The sequence below is a fragment of the Pseudomonas sp. C2.3V genome (assembly GCF_058536325.1).
This window is the reverse complement of record NZ_JBZUBN010000001.1, coordinates 1,045,149-1,060,804: the sequence shown is the minus strand read 5'-3', so window position 1 is coordinate 1,060,804 and position 15,656 is coordinate 1,045,149. Positions and strand designations below refer to the sequence as shown.

The window sequence follows — 15,656 nt, the reverse complement described above, 5'->3', positions numbered from 1 at the left end:
CGCCCGTTACACGGCGCCTTTTTTATTTGGTTCCGCTTATTGCTTGGCGAGACGCACAGTACGCTAGGCTATGTATCTACTCAGCCTATGGAGCGCCCATGATCACGGTTCATCACCTCAACAACTCCCGCTCACAACGTGTCCTCTGGCTGCTTGAGGAGTTGGGGCTCGAGTATCAGATCAAACGTTATGAGCGTGATCCGCAGACGTTGCTGGCGCCAAAGGAGCTGCGTGATGTTCACCCATTGGGCAAGTCGCCGGTTATTACCGATGACTCGATGACCTTGGCGGAGTCAGGCGCCATCATCGATTATCTGGCCCACCGCTACGGGCAGTCACTCGTTCCCTCCGCCGACGCCCCCGAGCGCGCACGCTATACCTACTGGCTGCACTATGCCGAAGGCTCAGCCATGCCACCCCTACTTCTCAAGCTGGTGTTCGACCGTGTCCGCACCGGTCCGATGCCTTTTTTCGCCCGCCCTATCGCGCGCGCTATCAGTGATCAGGTCACCCGAGTCTTCATTCAGCCGCAGCTGAACCTGCACTTCGATTATCTGGAAAGTGAGTTGAGCAAGCACGAATGGTTTGCAGGTGACGCCTTTACAGCAGCCGATATACAGATGAGTTTCCCGCTGGAAGCGGCTGCCTGTCGCGCAGGCTTGACGCAGGGCCGCCCCAAGCTCAAGGCCTTTCTGGAGCGTATCCATGCGCGACCGGCGTATCAACGCGCCCTGGAAAAAGGTGGCCCCTATGACTATGCCGCCCAGGGTTAATGCTGGCGCATGGGCATCTTGTCGATGGTGGCAAAGATCGCAGCAGGATCGATCTGGCCTTGTTGCACGATTTTCTTCCCGCCGTCCTTGCCCACCAGGATGACCGTTGCCTTGCCGCTCGGCTGTTCATCAAGCGCACTGACCAGCGCCTGGGTCTGATGTTCGCTCAGCGGCTCACCGTTACGCTGGCCACGATCACCGACTACGGTATAAAGCACCATATCCCGCTCGATAAAAGCCTCACGGTTGCGTGGCTCTTCAAGGGAGGTGGTCAACTGTTTGAGCACCGGATCATCCGCCGAAGCCGCCAGGACAACAAGGGGACGCGTCTTCCAACGCTCCTGGGTCAAAGGATTGTCCGCGTCAGCGGCCATCACGCCTCCCGCAATCGCCATGAGCCCGCTCAAGGTACCGGCTTTCAGCATGCGTAAAATAGACATCGTTATGACTCCCATCAAGAAAAGGGTCTTTGCATAACGACCACATACGCATCGAAAATTCAGTGGCTACACACCTGTAGCATTACAAAGCGTGTAGCCCTTGGCTTATCGCTCGATAGCCAGCGCGACACCCTGGCCACCACCAATACACAAGGTCGCCAGCCCCTTGTGCGCGTCACGCCGGATCATCTCGTACAGGAGATTGATCACGACCCGTCCGCCCGACGCGCCAATCGGATGACCCAGCGCGATAGCCCCTCCATTCACATTGACCTTGTCCCAGTCCCATCCCAGCTCCTGCCCTACCGACAATGCCTGGGCAGCAAAGGCTTCGTTGGCTTCGATCAGGTCCAGCTCGCCCAGACCCCATCCTGCCTTGTCCAGACAACGGCGCGTCGCTGACACGGGTCCGATTCCCATGATGGAAGGATCAACCCCTGCATTGGCATAGGCCTTGATGCGGGCCAGCACCGGCAGGCCCAGCGCGTCGGCCTTTTCCGCACTCATGAGAATGAGCGCAGCGGCCCCATCATTGATGCTGGAAGCATTACCGGCCGTGACCGTACCGTCGGGCTTGAATGCTGGCTTGAGCTTGGCCAAGGCTTCGGCTGTCGTGCCTGCACGCGGCTGCTCATCGGTATCGAACACCACCGGATCACCCTTGCGCTGAGGGATCACGATAGGGGTAATCTGGTCCTTGAAGCGGCCCGCCTCGATAGCCGCGAGAGCCTTCTGCTGGGAGGCCGCGGCGTACTCGTCCTGCGCCTGGCGGCTGATGCCATATTTCTCGACCAGATTCTCGGCAGTAATCCCCATGTGGTAATCGTTAAACGCGTCCCACAAACCGTCCTGAATCATCGAATCGACCAGCTCGGCATTTCCCATTCGTAGACCGGTACGCGCCTTGGGCAGAACGTAAGGCGCAAGGCTCATGCTTTCCATGCCACCGGCCACGATGATGTCGGCATCACCACAGCGAACGGCCTGGGTGGCCAGATGCAGCGCCTTGAGGCCCGAGCCGCACACCTTGTTAAGCGCCATGGCTGGCACCGTAGGCGGCAATCCCGCCTTGATGGAGGCCTGACGCGCCGTGTTCTGTCCAAGACCTGCCGTCAATACGTGGCCCATGATGACTTCATCGACCTGTTCCGGTGCGATACCGGTTTTTTCGATCACGGCCTTGATGACTGCAGCCCCCAGCTCCACGGCCGACACATTGGCCAGCGCACCTTGAAAGCTGCCAATGGCCGTCCGCGTAGCGGCCACGATAACAACGTCTCGCATTACTGTTCTCCTGAAATAAGATGGCCATGCGCCCGGCATCAGCACAAGGCGGTTCGCCTGCGGCATTCGTCTGGATCCCGTCGCGTACGTCCTGCGCTGATCAACAGGCGCACCATGCCTATGCCATTACTGAACAGCCGGTGGCTTCCTGCAACGCTTCGAAGGTGACGCCTTCAGCCAGCTCGACCAGCTTCAATCCTTCTGGGGTCACATCCAGCACCCCCAGGTCGGTAATGATCCGGTTGACCACCCCTACTCCGGTCAGTGGCAAGTCACAGACCGGCAGGATCTTGTGAGCGCCTTTGGCGGTGTGCTCCATCAGCACTACCACGCGTTTTACACCGGCAACAAGGTCCATTGCCCCGCCCATGCCCTTTACCATCTTGCCGGGAATCATCCAGTTGGCGAGATCTCCCTTTTCCGACACCTGCATAGCGCCCAGAATGGCGATGTTGATATGACCGCCCCGGATCATGGCAAAACTCAAGGCACTGTCGAAGTAACTGCTGCCCGGCAGGGCAGTAACAGTTTGCTTGCCGGCGTTGATCAAGTCCGGGTCAATGGTCTCTTCTGTCGGAAACGGGCCGATACCCAGGAGTCCGTTTTCAGATTGCAGCCACACATCCATTCCTTCAGGGATATAGTTGGCGACCAGAGTGGGCAGGCCAATGCCCAGGTTGACATAGAAGCCGTCCTGCAATTCCTTGGCGGCGCGCTGCGCCATTTGTTCACGAGTCCAGGCCATGTTAGTTGCCCTCCGACAGGGTGCGTTTCTCGATGCGCTTCTCGGGATTGGCATTCACAACGATGCGCTGCACAAAGATGCCCGGCAGATGGACCTCATCAGGGTCTAGCTCACCCGTTTCCACCAGTTGCTCCACCTCGGCAATACACAACTTGCCCGCCATTGCTGCCAGAGGGTTGAAGTTACGTGCAGTCTTGTTGAAGACCAGATTGCCTGCCTTGTCAGCCTTGATCGCTTTGACCAGCGCTACATCCGCCACGAGCGACCGCTCCATCACATACTGCTCACCATCGAACTCGCGTGTTTCCTTGCCTTCGGCCACCAGCGTGCCGTAGCCGGTACGCGTGAAGAACGCCGGGATGCCTGAACCACCGGCACGCAGTTTTTCCGCAAGCGTGCCTTGGGGGGTGAATTCCAATTCCAGCTCACCGGAAAGGTACTGCCGCTCGAACTCCTTGTTCTCGCCTACGTAGGAGGAAATCATTTTCTTGATTTGCCGGGACTCGAGCAGTACGCCCAGGCCAAACCCGTCTACTCCGGCGTTATTACTGATCACGGTCAGCTCGCGCTTGCCGGTCTCGCGCAATGCCAGGATCAGCGCTTCGGGGATCCCGCACAGACCGAAACCGCCGACCGCCAGCGTCATGCCGTCTTCCACGACCCCTTCTAGGGCATGGGCGGCACTGGGATAAAGCTTGTTCATGGTTTACCTCGTGTCGTTATTGTTGTTAACGGGCCAACCAGCCCCCATCGACATTCCACGCGGCGCCCCGTACCTGGGCGGCCGCATCGCTGCAAAGAAACAGTGTCAACTCGCCCAGCTGGGCAGGCGTGACGAATTCAAGTGACGGCTGCTTCTCTTCCAGAAGCTCCCGCCGTGCGCGCTCTGCATCGCCATCTGTAGCGGCGCGTGCATCGATCTGCTGCTGCACCAGAGGTGTCAGCACCCAGCCCGGGCAGAGCGCATTACAGGTCACATTACAATCGGCCGTTTCCAGTGCAACCACCTTGGTCAGTCCGACCACGCCATGCTTGGCAGCCACATAAGCGGATTTCTGTGCCGACCCTACCAATCCATGCACGGACGCGATGTTCACAATCCTTCCCCAGCCGCGCTGCCTCATACCCGGCAATGCCAGACGAGTCGCGTGAAATACCGAGGACAGATTGATTGCAATGATCGCGTCCCACTTCTCGACCGGAAACGTCTCGACCGATGCCACATGCTGGATGCCGGCATTGTTGACCAGAATATCCACACCACCGAACTCATGTTCAGCATAGGCGAAAAGATCAGTAATCTGCTCAGGCCGGGACAAGTCCGCCCCGTGATAACCGACCCGCCCACCCAAACGGCTTAGATCGGCTTTAGCCTTCTCGCTGTCACCAAAGCCATTGAGGATCACATCGGCACCCGCTTCGGCCAGTCGCGTGGCGATACCCAGACCGATTCCACTGGTCGAACCGGTTACCAGGGCGGTTTTGCCTTTCAAGTCCATAACGTTCTCCTCTACACGATGCCAGTGGCATAGAACACGCCGATGACCACGAACACTGCCAACGTCTTGATCAACGTGATACCAAATACGTCTTTGTAAGCTTCCCGGTGCGTCAGTCCAGTTACTGCCAGCAAGGTGATGACGGCGCCATTGTGCGGCAGGGTATCCATGCCACCGCTAGCCATGGCCGCCACCCGGTGCAGCACCTCAAGGGGGATCTGTGCGGCATTGGCTGCGGCGATAAAGCTGTCCGACATGGCCGCCAGCGCAATACTCATGCCGCCTGAAGCCGAGCCAGTGATACCGGCCAGAAGCGTTACGGTAATGGCTTCGTTGATGAGTGGGTTGGGAATGGTCTTGAGCGCGTCTGCCAAGACCAGAAAACCCGGCAGCGAAGCGATTACTGCACCAAACCCATATTCAGACGCAGTATTCATGGCGGCCAGCAAAGCCCCGCCTACTGCGGTTTTAGTGCCCTCGGCCAAGCGGGTACGGATGGTTTTAAACGCAGCCACAAGCACCAGCAAAATGCCGATTAACAAGGCAGCCTCGACGGCCCAGATTGCCGTTAGCTTACTGACTTCGCTGGTCACAGGCGTTGCCAGCCCCGGTAGCGCTAGCGTGTGCGTCTTGCCGTACCACTGAGGAATCCAGTGGGTAAATAGCAGATTCATGACGCCGACCAGGATAAGTGGCGACAGCGCCAGAAGCGGGTTCGGCAAGTTGATGTTGTCCGGTGTTTCCGGCTCGTTGCGCAACTCGGTGCCGTACCCTTCTCCACGCGACATCGCTTTACGACGCTGCCGCCCCAGATAGGTCAACCCGACCGCGATGACAAACAACGAGCCGATCAACCCCAGCCACGGGGCAGCCCAGGCCGTCGTGTTGAAGAATGTCGTAGGAATGATGTTCTGTATTTGAGGCGTACCCGGCAGGGCATCCATGGTGAATGAAAACGCACCCAGTGCAATGGTGGCTGGAATCAAACGTTTGGGAATGTTGCTCTGACGAAACATCTCGGCTGCGAATGGGTACACCGCAAACACGACAACGAACAGCGAGACGCCACCATAGGTCAGCAAGGCGCAAACCAGCACGATGACCAGCATGGCCTGCCGTGTGCCCAGCAGACGAATCGCAGCAGCCACAATGGAACGGGAAAAACCGGAAAGCTCGATCAGCTTGCCGAAGACTGCACCCAGCAGAAAGACAGGAAAGTACAGCTTGATGAAGCCGACCATCTTGTCCATGAACACACCGGTAAATGCCGGAGCCACAGCGGAAGGATCGGTCAGCAGCACCGCCGCAAGGGCTGCAATCGGTGCAAACAGGATAACGCTATAACCACGGTACGCCGCCAGCATCAGCAGACCCAGCGCCGCCAGAGCAATCAATACGCTCATGTTTTCTCCTCGCTGGCCGGTCAGCACCGAACGCAGCGGCTAGTTATTGTTGTAGCTGTGGAGACAGCAAGGCTTTGTTAGCGAGATCCATGCCAGAAGCTAACACCTTGAATTACTTAACTAATTGCTCCTTCAATTCATTGATTTCTCCAATTTGAGACAAGTTCGAATCAATTTTGTCTCCAACTTGAGAATAGTCTCTATTTCAAGACAAGAGCCCTAGGGCAGCCATTTTCTTATAAAGGGTGGAGCGTCCGAGGCCCAAGCGTTTGGCAGCCTCCTCGACCCTGCCTGAGCACGATGACAAGGCCTGGGTAATGAGCTCATGCTCGAATTGGCGCTTCGCCTCTTCATACGTCATGTTGTTACTAGGCGTACTGGTAGTGCTAATGGACACCAGCTCAATCGCTTTGGGTGGCAAGGGTTTTCCTAATGCCGAGCCAATGCTGAGCGCGCCAATAACGGCCTCATCACTCAACAGCGATGCGCGCTCCAGAACATTGCGCAGCTCACGTACGTTGCCAGGCCAATCGTAGCGGGCGAGTAACGCCAGTGCTTCCTCATCCAGCTCCCGAGGCGCATGTCCTTCCGCCAGCAAACTGTCCAGGATGGCTTCGCATAACGCCGGCAGGTCTTCTCGCCGTTCACGCAGCGGCGGAACCACAATGGGCAGTACGTTCAAGCGGTAGTACAGATCCGCCCGAAATAAGCCTTCAGCTACCAGCGCATCCAGATTGCGTGAGGTTGCCGCAATCAGCCGAACGTCGCAGCGCAGCACCTCGTTGGACCCCAGCGGCTCGAATTCCTTTTCCTGAAGTACCCTCAAAAGTTTTGCCTGTAAGCTCAGGGGCATATCGCCGATTTCGTCCAGAAATAGCGTTCCGCCCTGCGCAATCTGCAGTTTTCCTGCCCGCGCCTTGCGGTCCGCGCCTGTAAAGGCACCAGGCGCCGTGCCGAAGAACTCAGCTTCCAACAGGTTTTCAGGGATGGCAGCCGCATTCACACTGACAAACGACTTATTGGCCCGAGGGGATGCCGCATGAATGGCATGGGCCAACAACTCCTTTCCTGTGCCGGTCTCGCCCAACAGCAAGACAGAGGTCTCTACCGTAGCCGCACGTCTCGCACGTCGCTTGACCTCCTGACTGGCCGGGCCGCTGCCTACGAAGTGGGCAAAACTGTATTTGGCCTGCCGGGCGTTCTGCAGCGACCGCCGCGTCGAAGCCAATTCCTCCTGAATCCGTAAGAACCGCGTCACCAAGGGGGCCAACGTCCGTAACTCGTCGAACAGGGCAAAGCCAATGGCACCGATTACCTGACCGGTATCGTCATGGATGGGCAAACGCATCACCACCATTGGCCCCTTGGGTGTATCAAGCACATCCAGCAGGATGGGCTGGCCTGTATTGACTACTTCCCGCAACAAGCTTCCCGGAATCACCTGCTCACACACCTGCCCGATCGCCGACTTTGCGCTGGGCAAGCCAAAGCGCCGGGCATAACGCTCATTCATCCAGACGATACGGAGGTCACGGTCCACAATTACGGTGCCTTCGCTGCTCTGCTCGATGCTTTCAAATAGCGAGCGAATTGCCCGCAGACTGATCTGCTGATAGTCGCTCAGGTCATTGGCGGTCGCCATATCGACACCTGTATAGCGATTCATGGCCGCAAGGCATGCTGTAGCTGATGGGCACGCCGCTCGGCTATCCGCGCCTTGCGCTCCTCGCTCCACTCATAAAACCCATTGCCGCTGCGTAGGCCTGTTCTTCCCTGCCCGACGCGTTCACGCAAAACCTCTAGCACCTCTTCATCCTTGGCTAAGGTCGGCATCAGGTGGCTGGCGATGTCCAGAAAGGTATCGAGACCACCCATGTCTGCCGCTTCCAGCGGTCCCACCATGCCGTAGCGCCTACCCAGAGAGGCCCGCATGACCCGGTCCACATCTTCAGGCGACGCTGCACCGCTTTGTACGATATGCAGGGCCTCACGCAGCACGGCAAACTGCAGGCGGTTGCCAATAAAGCCCGGAATCGCCCGCATGAGCAGAACAACTTCCAGGTCCATGACTTGCAATACATCCCGCACCCTCTCCAAACAGGCTGGGTTGGTCTTTTCTCCCGGCACCAGTTCGACCAGTGGAATCAGATGAGGCGGGTTCCAGAAATGAGCAATGAGCAACCGTTCGGGATATGCCATTCCCTGAGCCAGTTGCTCGGGAGGAAAGCCGCTTGTGTTACTGGCAATGATGGCCTCTGGCGAAACGACTGACTCAAGCTCCGCATACAACGCATGCTTGAGCGCCAGCCGCTCAGGTACAGCCTCGATCAGTAGCGTGGCATCAGCCAAATCGGCCAGCGCATCGGTTGTCGTGATCCTGCTCAGCACTGCTTTGGTCTGACTGGGTTCAAACAGCGCAGCCGCTGATAGCTCTTCCAGAACACTTCTGGCAATGGCGGGCACATCGCTCAAACGCTCGGCGGAAACGTCTCGCAGCAGAACCGAATGTCCGTGGCGAGCAAAATGAGTGGCAATCCCGACACCCATGAGGCCGGCGCCAATAATTGCGATTCGAGGCGTTTGCATTGTTGTTGTCCTGAATAGCCTGTCGAAGGGCCAGTCTGCAATCGTCCCAAGGCAAAGGGCAAGCGCCGGAAACAACAACGCCCCATCGCCAGCATGGCAGACGGGGCGTTAGGGAGGAGTAGTGAGCAATCAAAGCAGTTCGAAGTCGTCCACATCCCGATACGCGGGGAACGCATCGCGGTAGCGCGACAGCGTGTCGGCAGACAGCGACACCGTAAACACTCCTGCGCTGTCCTTGGCGTCCAGGAGCGGCTCGCCCTGGTAGTCCAATACCTGGCTGTCGCCGCTATAGGCGATTCCTTTTCCGTCTTCGCCAATGCGATTCACGGCCGCGACATAACAGAGGTTTTCAATGGCCCGAGCGGGAAGCAGCCGATTCCAGTGGTTACGCCGTGCGGCTGGCCAGTTGGCGGTATAGAGCAACAGATCGGTCTTGACTGGATCACGGCTCCACACCGGAAACCGCAAGTCGTAACAGATCAAGGGACGAATGCGCCAGCCGTTGAGCTCGAATACCGCTTGCGCTTCACCTGCGGTGTAATGTTCGTGCTCTCCGGCCATGCGAAACAGGTGACGTTTGTCATAATGGGACATCGTGCCGTCAGGCCGCGCCCACAGGAGTCGATTACGGTACTGCCCTTGGGCATCACGAACGATCAGGCTGCCCGTTATCACAGCATTGAGCGATGCCGCTTGCTCGCGTATCCACGCATGGGAACGTCCGCCTTCATCCTCAGCCAGCAGGGCTGATTCCATCGAAAAGCCGGTAGTGAACATCTCAGGCAGTACAACCAGATCCGCGCCTTTCGCCTGTTGCAGCAAGGCAGTAAACCGGTCGCGGTTGGCCGAAGCATCATGCCAGAACAGTTCAGTCTGGATGAATGCCAGTTTCAAATCAGGTCTCAGGCTTAGATCGCGCACAGTTTTTCCGCTGCTAGCCGCAGCGTCTCCTCTCGTTTAGCGAAGCAGAAACGTACCAGACGCAAGTCCTTTGGAGCTTCCTGATAAAACACGGAGATCGGAATGGCAGCCACACCGTGCTCACGCGTCAACCACTCGGCCATTTCGACATCGCTTACGTCATCCCGAATAGCGGAATAGTCCGCCAGCTGGAAATAGGTCCCTGCTGCACGTGTAAACGCCAATTTAGACGAACCCAACAAATCATAGAACAGATCTCGTTTGGCCTGATAAAACGCTGGGAGTTCGGTTACATGCTCGGGATGCGCTTCCATGAAATCTGCCAATGCCCATTGCAGAGGCGTCACCCCGCAAAAGCTTACATACTGGTGAATCTTGCGCAGTTCGCTTGAAAGCTCGCGCGGGGCGATCACATACCCGGTCTTCCAACCTGTCACATGATATGTTTTGCCAAAGGAGCTGATAACAAACGCACGGGCGTAGAGTTCATCATGGGTGAGTACACTGGCATGCTCTGCTCCGTCGAAAACCAAGTGCTCATATACCTCATCACTGATCAGGTAGATATCCCGATCGCGAATCAATGCGGCGAGACGGTCCAGCGCGTCGCGACCAACCAGCGAGCCGCTCGGGTTATGGGGCGTGTTCAGTACGATAGCCCGTGTGCGCGACGTCAGGGCTGCCTGCAAACGATCCCAGTCGATCCCAAAATCCGGCAGTGCCAAGGGTAGGTGGATGCAGCGCCCACCGGCCAGTTCAACCGAGGGTGCGTAAGAGTCATAGCAAGGATCGAATACAATCACTTCATCACCGCTGCGGACTACAGACTGAATGGCGCAAAAGATGGCCTGCGTCGCACCGGGTGTAATGGTGACTTCCTGTTCGGCATCAACCGTGCGCCCATAGAGCGTAGCCACTTTGCGGGCCACTTGCTCACGCAAGGCGGGCAATCCTGTCATGGGCGCATACTGGTTATGACCGGCCATGACGTGCCGACTTACCGCCTCGCGCAAGGCATCCGGGCCGTCGAAATCCGGGAAACCCTGAGACAGGTTGATTGCACCCGTTTCCATAGCCAGCTGGGACATGCGGGTAAAGATAGTCACACCGAGGGAAGGCAACTTGCTCTGGATCATCGAACGCTCCGACAACAAGGCGGTCGGCTTCGATGCCGTCGACGGCTCAGCGAAGCACTATGCACCGCTATCATGACTTAAGACTGGCCACTCGGAAGGTGCCCGAGCGGCCTGGTATTCGAACGGGCCAGGCAGCGCTGGCCTGTTACAACAGAGAAGCGACTAGCGACGCTTATCCTTGCGCTTCTTCTCCGCTTTCTTGTGATGGCTCATCAAGCGGCGCTTCTTGTTCACCTGCCGCTCGGTCAGCGTGTTCTTCTTGTCGGCGAAGGGGTTTTCACCTGACTTGAACTCAATGCGAATAGGCGTACCTATCAGCTTCAATACACGGCGATAGGTGTTTTCCAAGTAGCGGACATAGGCGCGCGGGACCGCATCCACTTGGTTACCATGGATAACCAACAGCGGGGGGTTGGCTCCGCCCATGTGCGCATAACGCAGCTTGATTCGACGGCCATTCACCAGCGGCGGCTGGTGCTCCTGCACCGCATCCTCAAGGATCTTGGTCAAACGACTGGTAGGCCAGCGGGTAACGGCCGAAGCGAATGCCTGCTGCACCGACTTGTACAGATGTCCCACACCGGTGCCATGCAATGCGGAAATGAAATGAATATCTGCGAAATTGGCAAACATCAGGCGGCGTTCGAGTTCGGTCTTCACGTAATCGCGCTCACTGGACTCCATGCCGTCCCACTTGTTGAGCGCAATCACCAGGGCGCGACCGGTTTCCAGGACAAAGCCCAACAGGTTCAGATCATGCTCGACTACCCCTTCACGGGCGTCCATCACAAAGATAACGACGTTGGCGTCCTGAATGGCCTGAAGCGTCTTCACAACAGAAAACTTTTCTACCGCTTCGAAGATCTTGCCGCGGCGACGCACACCGGCGGTGTCGATCAGCGTGTATTTCTCTTCGTTGCGCTCGAAGGGAATGTAGATACTGTCGCGAGTGGTGCCAGCCTGGTCATATACGATGACCCGCTCTTCGCCAAGCATACGGTTGACCAGCGTGGACTTGCCCACGTTGGGACGGCCAATGATGGCGATCTTGATCCCGGCCTTTTCATCCGGTCCCGGAATACGCTTCTCGATGACACTCTCATCCGAAGCCTGATCGCCCTCTTCGTCTTCCGCATCAACAATGAACTCTTCTTCCTCATCCTTAGGGAAGGAGCCCAGCACCTGCTCAAGCATGCCGTTGATACCGCGGCCATGCGCAGCCGCAATGGTCAGCGCATCACCCAGGCCCATTGGGCTGAATTCAGCCCGGGCAATGTCTGGATCAACTGCGTCGACCTTATTAGCAATCAAAAAGCAGCGCTTGTTACGCGTACGCAGATGCTCGGCGATCATCTGATCGCCTGCCGTCATCCCGGCACGGGAATCCACCATGAACAGAACGGCGTCGGCTTCTTCAATGGCCTGAAGCGACTGCTCGGCCATTTTCATATCGATGCCTTCTTCGTCGCCGGAGATACCTCCGGTGTCGACAACGATATACGTCCGACCCTGCCAACGCGCCTCGCCATACTTGCGGTCGCGGGTCAGGCCCGCGATATCGGCCACAATGGCATCACGGGTTTTGGTAAGTCGATTAAACAAGGTGGACTTGCCTACATTAGGGCGTCCTACCAGAGCAATAACGGGAACCATACGGCTCTCCACAGGAATACAGAAAACACAAAGGCCGCTACCGTGAGAGCGATAGCGGCCATACACATACAGAACAGCTTAGCGAATGGTGTAGGCAGCCAGCTTACCGCCGTTACCGTACACATACATCCAGTCGCCATCCACCAGCGGGCGAACCCGAACGCCACCGTTGCCTAGTTTTTGACGGCCGGCCATATGGCCATCCGTCTGGCTTAGCAGGTGAATATAGCCTTCATAATCACCTACTGCGACATAGTTCGACAGCACAGCCGGGGCGGACAACATACGACGCGCCAGGGAATCATTACTCCACAGCGCTGAAGCCGAATTTTGATCTACTGCTTCAACGGTGCCATTTTCCAGGCTTACATATACGTTACCGAAACCTTCAGCGACACCGGTATAGCTGGATGCATCACGTTGCCAGAGCACACGACCGCTCTCCAGATCCAGTCCGGCAACCCGACCGTGGTACGTGGCCACATATAGCGTAGTGCCTGAAAGCAGCAGTCCGCCGTTGATATCAACCATACGATCCAGCTCGGAGCGCCCCTGCGGGATGGCAACCTGCTGCTCCCAGATCGGCAAGCCACGCTGTTCATCCAGCGCAATCACCTTGCCGCTGGCCAGGCCAGCGACAACATAGCGATTGGTTACGACCGGAGCACCTGTGCCACGCAGGGTCAGAACAGGCATGCTCTCCTCATAGAGCCAGCGACGGTCACCCGTCTCGGCATCAAGGGCATAAAGCTTGTCGTCCTGAGTCTGGACAGCCACGATGTCACCGTTGCTGACCGGCGGAGCCAGTACTTCACTGGAAACCCTGGCGCGCCATTTTTCATCACCCGAGGTTGCGTCCAGGGCAACGACATCCCCTCTCAACGTACCAACCAGAACCAGCCCGTAGGCAGCGCCAACTCCACCCGAAACAGGCAGATCCAGCTTTTTCTTCCAGATGACGTCACCGTTTTCACGGTTCAACGCCATGACCAGCCCTTCGTTATCAGTCACGTACAGGGACTGACCGTCAATGGCAGGCGTCAACAGGTTGTAGGTATCACCCTGCCCTTCCCCTACCGAGCGGCTCCATTGCTCCTGCAACTGAACATCGGCCTTGAAGTCCTGCAATTCAGCAGGCGGCAGCTCTTTTTTGCTGTTACTGCTGCACCCGACAGCAGTCAGGGCCAAGGCCAGTAGCGCAACATGTTTCCAACGCAGCATCAGGCATCTCCTTTTGCCAGGTCATCCAGCTTCATCTGCAGCGTGCCTTCGGCGGCATCGGCAGGCAATTCGGACTTGGCTTTTTCATAAGCGGCACGGGCATCGTCGACACGGCCCAGACTGACCAACAGATCACCACGTAACTCTTCGCGGTTGGCGACATAAGGCTCTGCAACCTTGCCTTCCAGTAGTTTCAGGCCATCTTCAGCTTTGCCCTGCGCAGCCAGCACCCGCGCCAGACGCTGGCGTGCCAGTTCGCCCACAGTATCATCCGCCGGTTTATCGACAACCGCCTTTAGTTCGTTGGCTGCGTCATCCAGCTTGCCACTCTCAACAGCAACCTTGGCCACGAAAAGACTACCGTATTGGGAATAGGTAGTACCTGAATACTCCTGCTTGAGCTGGTTGGACAGGTCCGTTACCCGAGCGGTATCCGGTTTGCCGCTGGGATCCAGCGCTGCCTGAACCAGCTCCTGATATACGATGGACGCAGCCTGAGACTGATTGGTCTGATTACGCTCCCACCATTGCCAGCCCAGCACGGCCACCAGGGCCACAACGCCACCGGTGAGCAGCGGCTTGCCGTTACGCTGCCACCAATCCTGAAGGTGGGCGACATTTGGATCTTCATTCTGCGAACTCACCGGTCACTCCTATTCGCTTTCGCTGTGTGCGGACGTCTGCTGCTGCAAGCTATCGTGCAGGCGTGCGGACAACTGATCCCAGGCGACCATCTCCTGGGCACTATCATTACGCAAGGGCTTGAGGCCAACCTGGCGCTGCGCCAGCTCATCCTCGCCCAGAATCAGAGCAAACCATGCACCGCTCTTGTCTGCCTTCTTGAACTGACTCTTGAAACTTCCGCCGCCAGCATTAACCGCCAGACGCAAGGACGGCAAGGCCGTACGCAGCTGCTCGGCCAAGGCCAGACCGGCCAGTTCTGCCGCTTCACCAAAGGTGCATAGGTAGATGTCCATCGGACGGCTAAGCTCGGCGGGAATCTTGTTCAGCGTCTCAAGCATCAGCACCAGACGCTCGACACCCATAGCAAAACCAACGCCTGGCGTAGGCTTTCCACCAAACTGAGTGATCAGACCATCGTAGCGTCCGCCAGCGCACACCGTACCTTGTGCGCCCAGCTTATCGGTTACCCACTCGAATACGGTACGACCGTAGTAGTCCAGACCCCGTACAAGCTTCGGATTGATCGTGTACTCGATGCCTGCTGCCTCAAGGCGTGCCTTCAAGCCTTCAAAATGGGCACGAGACTCTTCATCTAGATAATCCGACAACGTGGGAGCATCGGTCAGCAAGGCCTGTGTCTGGGCATTCTTGCTGTCCAGAATACGCAGGGGATTAGTCGTCAAACGACGCTGACTGTCTTCATCCAGCTGATCGAAATGCTGCTTGAGGTAATCAACCAAGGCATCCCGATAGGCTGCACGCGCTTCGCTTGAACCCAAGCTGTTCAGCTGCAGTGTAACGGCATCATTAATACCCAGCTGCCTCCACAGGCGCGCCGTCATGATGATCAGCTCAGCATCGATATCCGGCCCAGGCAAGTTAAAGACCTCTACGCCAATCTGATGGAACTGGCGATAGCGTCCTTTTTGCGGCTTCTCGTAGCGGAACATGGGTCCCGTATACCAGAGTTTCTGAACCTGGCCACCGCCTGTAAGGCCGTGCTCCAGCACGGCGCGGACACACCCTGCTGTGCCTTCCGGACGAAGCGTCAGCGACTCACCGTTACGGTCGAGAAAAGTATACATTTCCTTGTCGACCACATCGGTGCCCTCGCCGATACCCCGAGCGAACAGCTCGGTGAATTCGAGGATAGGCAGTCGGATTTCCTTGTAGCCGTACCCATCCAGCAAGGTAGCGAAGGTTGTTTCCAGATAGCGCCAGGCTGGCGTCTGCTCTGGCAGTATGTCGTTCATGCCACGAATGGCTTGCAAAGACTTGCTCACGAGGAGTCCTTAATTCAATTCTCTAACG

The 15,656-nt window shown here is 57.3% G+C and carries 15 protein-coding genes; 1 reads left to right on the top strand and 14 read right to left on the bottom strand.

Annotated features, from left to right (window positions below; translation table 11 throughout):
• The first annotated feature begins 98 nt into the window (after nucleotides 1–98).
• Nucleotides 99–773, top strand: a complete 675-nt coding sequence (locus AC4LF3_RS05025) for a glutathione S-transferase (RefSeq protein WP_010797345.1) — start codon at nucleotides 99–101, stop codon at nucleotides 771–773.
• Here the strand turns inward: AC4LF3_RS05025 and AC4LF3_RS05020 are convergent.
• The 14 genes from AC4LF3_RS05020 to hisS form a co-directional block, all read right to left on the bottom strand.
• Nucleotides 770–1,213: a DUF4174 domain-containing protein gene (locus AC4LF3_RS05020; protein ID WP_010797344.1), complete on the bottom strand. Its 444-nt coding sequence runs from the start codon at nucleotides 1,211–1,213 to the stop codon at nucleotides 770–772. The genes AC4LF3_RS05025 and AC4LF3_RS05020 overlap by 4 nt on opposite strands.
• A 105-nt stretch (nucleotides 1,214–1,318) precedes the next feature.
• A complete protein-coding gene (locus AC4LF3_RS05015; RefSeq protein ID WP_010797343.1) occupies nucleotides 1,319–2,497 on the bottom strand; it encodes an acetyl-CoA C-acetyltransferase in 1,179 nt (392 codons plus the stop codon).
• A 118-nt stretch (nucleotides 2,498–2,615) separates the two neighbouring features.
• Nucleotides 2,616–3,242: a CoA transferase subunit B gene (locus tag AC4LF3_RS05010; protein ID WP_010797342.1), complete on the bottom strand. Its 627-nt coding sequence runs from the start codon at nucleotides 3,240–3,242 to the stop codon at nucleotides 2,616–2,618.
• Nucleotide 3,243: 1 nt separating this feature from the next.
• Nucleotides 3,244–3,945 carry a CoA transferase subunit A gene (locus AC4LF3_RS05005; protein ID WP_010797341.1) on the bottom strand — a complete coding sequence of 234 codons (702 nt, stop codon included), beginning with the start codon at nucleotides 3,943–3,945 and terminating at the stop codon, nucleotides 3,244–3,246.
• 25 nt (nucleotides 3,946–3,970) lie between these two features.
• Complete coding sequence (locus tag AC4LF3_RS05000; protein WP_491834883.1) at nucleotides 3,971–4,741, bottom strand: 3-hydroxybutyrate dehydrogenase; 771 nt, start codon at nucleotides 4,739–4,741, stop codon at nucleotides 3,971–3,973.
• 11 nt (nucleotides 4,742–4,752) lie between these two features.
• Nucleotides 4,753–6,144: a GntP family permease gene (locus AC4LF3_RS04995; RefSeq protein WP_491834882.1), complete on the bottom strand. Its 1,392-nt coding sequence runs from the start codon at nucleotides 6,142–6,144 to the stop codon at nucleotides 4,753–4,755.
• A gap of 205 nt (nucleotides 6,145–6,349) precedes the next feature.
• A complete protein-coding gene (locus tag AC4LF3_RS04990; protein ID WP_491836246.1) occupies nucleotides 6,350–7,786 on the bottom strand; it encodes a sigma-54 interaction domain-containing protein in 1,437 nt (478 codons plus the stop codon).
• A 20-nt stretch (nucleotides 7,787–7,806) separates the two neighbouring features.
• On the bottom strand, nucleotides 7,807–8,730 hold the full coding sequence (locus AC4LF3_RS04985) for a 3-hydroxyacyl-CoA dehydrogenase family protein (RefSeq protein WP_491834881.1): 924 nt from the start codon (nucleotides 8,728–8,730) through the stop codon (nucleotides 7,807–7,809).
• Nucleotides 8,731–8,859: 129 nt separating this feature from the next.
• Entirely contained in the window at nucleotides 8,860–9,651 is a 792-nt protein-coding gene (locus tag AC4LF3_RS04980; protein WP_491834880.1) for an amidohydrolase, read from the bottom strand.
• Nucleotides 9,639–10,787 (bottom strand): pyridoxal phosphate-dependent aminotransferase, encoded by a 1,149-nt coding sequence (locus AC4LF3_RS04975; protein WP_491834879.1) that lies wholly within the window; start codon nucleotides 10,785–10,787, stop codon nucleotides 9,639–9,641. The genes AC4LF3_RS04980 and AC4LF3_RS04975 overlap by 13 nt, the downstream gene beginning before the upstream one ends.
• Nucleotides 10,788–10,949: 162 nt before the next feature.
• Nucleotides 10,950–12,440: a ribosome biogenesis GTPase Der gene (gene der / locus AC4LF3_RS04970; protein ID WP_010797334.1), complete on the bottom strand. Its 1,491-nt coding sequence runs from the start codon at nucleotides 12,438–12,440 to the stop codon at nucleotides 10,950–10,952.
• Between the two features lie 78 nt (nucleotides 12,441–12,518).
• Nucleotides 12,519–13,661 (bottom strand): outer membrane protein assembly factor BamB, encoded by a 1,143-nt coding sequence (bamB, locus tag AC4LF3_RS04965; protein ID WP_491834878.1) that lies wholly within the window; start codon nucleotides 13,659–13,661, stop codon nucleotides 12,519–12,521.
• On the bottom strand, nucleotides 13,661–14,305 hold the full coding sequence (locus AC4LF3_RS04960; protein WP_019365639.1) for a tetratricopeptide repeat protein: 645 nt from the start codon (nucleotides 14,303–14,305) through the stop codon (nucleotides 13,661–13,663). The genes bamB and AC4LF3_RS04960 overlap by 1 nt, the downstream gene beginning before the upstream one ends.
• Before the next feature lie 9 nt (nucleotides 14,306–14,314).
• Nucleotides 14,315–15,628 carry a histidine--tRNA ligase gene (hisS, locus tag AC4LF3_RS04955; RefSeq protein ID WP_219650604.1) on the bottom strand — a complete coding sequence of 438 codons (1,314 nt, stop codon included), beginning with the start codon at nucleotides 15,626–15,628 and terminating at the stop codon, nucleotides 14,315–14,317.
• Nucleotides 15,629–15,656: the final 28 nt, after the last annotated feature.

Bases quoted from the DNA above. Each gene is read 5' to 3' on its own strand.
- AC4LF3_RS05025 (WP_010797345.1), top strand. From the start codon at position 99: ATGATCACGGTTCATCACCTCAACAACTCCCGCTCACAACGTGTCCTC.
- AC4LF3_RS05020 (WP_010797344.1), bottom strand. From the start codon at position 1,213: ATGTCTATTTTACGCATGCTGAAAGCCGGTACCTTGAGCGGGCTCATG.
- AC4LF3_RS05015 (WP_010797343.1), bottom strand. From the start codon at position 2,497: ATGCGAGACGTTGTTATCGTGGCCGCTACGCGGACGGCCATTGGCAGC.
- AC4LF3_RS05010 (WP_010797342.1), bottom strand. From the start codon at position 3,242: ATGGCCTGGACTCGTGAACAAATGGCGCAGCGCGCCGCCAAGGAATTG.
- AC4LF3_RS05005 (WP_010797341.1), bottom strand. From the start codon at position 3,945: ATGAACAAGCTTTATCCCAGTGCCGCCCATGCCCTAGAAGGGGTCGTG.
- AC4LF3_RS05000 (WP_491834883.1), bottom strand. From the start codon at position 4,741: ATGGACTTGAAAGGCAAAACCGCCCTGGTAACCGGTTCGACCAGTGGA.
- AC4LF3_RS04995 (WP_491834882.1), bottom strand. From the start codon at position 6,144: ATGAGCGTATTGATTGCTCTGGCGGCGCTGGGTCTGCTGATGCTGGCG.
- AC4LF3_RS04990 (WP_491836246.1), bottom strand. From the start codon at position 7,786: ATGGCGACCGCCAATGACCTGAGCGACTATCAGCAGATCAGTCTGCGG.
- AC4LF3_RS04985 (WP_491834881.1), bottom strand. From the start codon at position 8,730: ATGCAAACGCCTCGAATCGCAATTATTGGCGCCGGCCTCATGGGTGTC.
- AC4LF3_RS04975 (WP_491834879.1), bottom strand. From the start codon at position 10,787: ATGATCCAGAGCAAGTTGCCTTCCCTCGGTGTGACTATCTTTACCCGC.
- der (WP_010797334.1), bottom strand. From the start codon at position 12,440: ATGGTTCCCGTTATTGCTCTGGTAGGACGCCCTAATGTAGGCAAGTCC.
- bamB (WP_491834878.1), bottom strand. From the start codon at position 13,661: ATGCTGCGTTGGAAACATGTTGCGCTACTGGCCTTGGCCCTGACTGCT.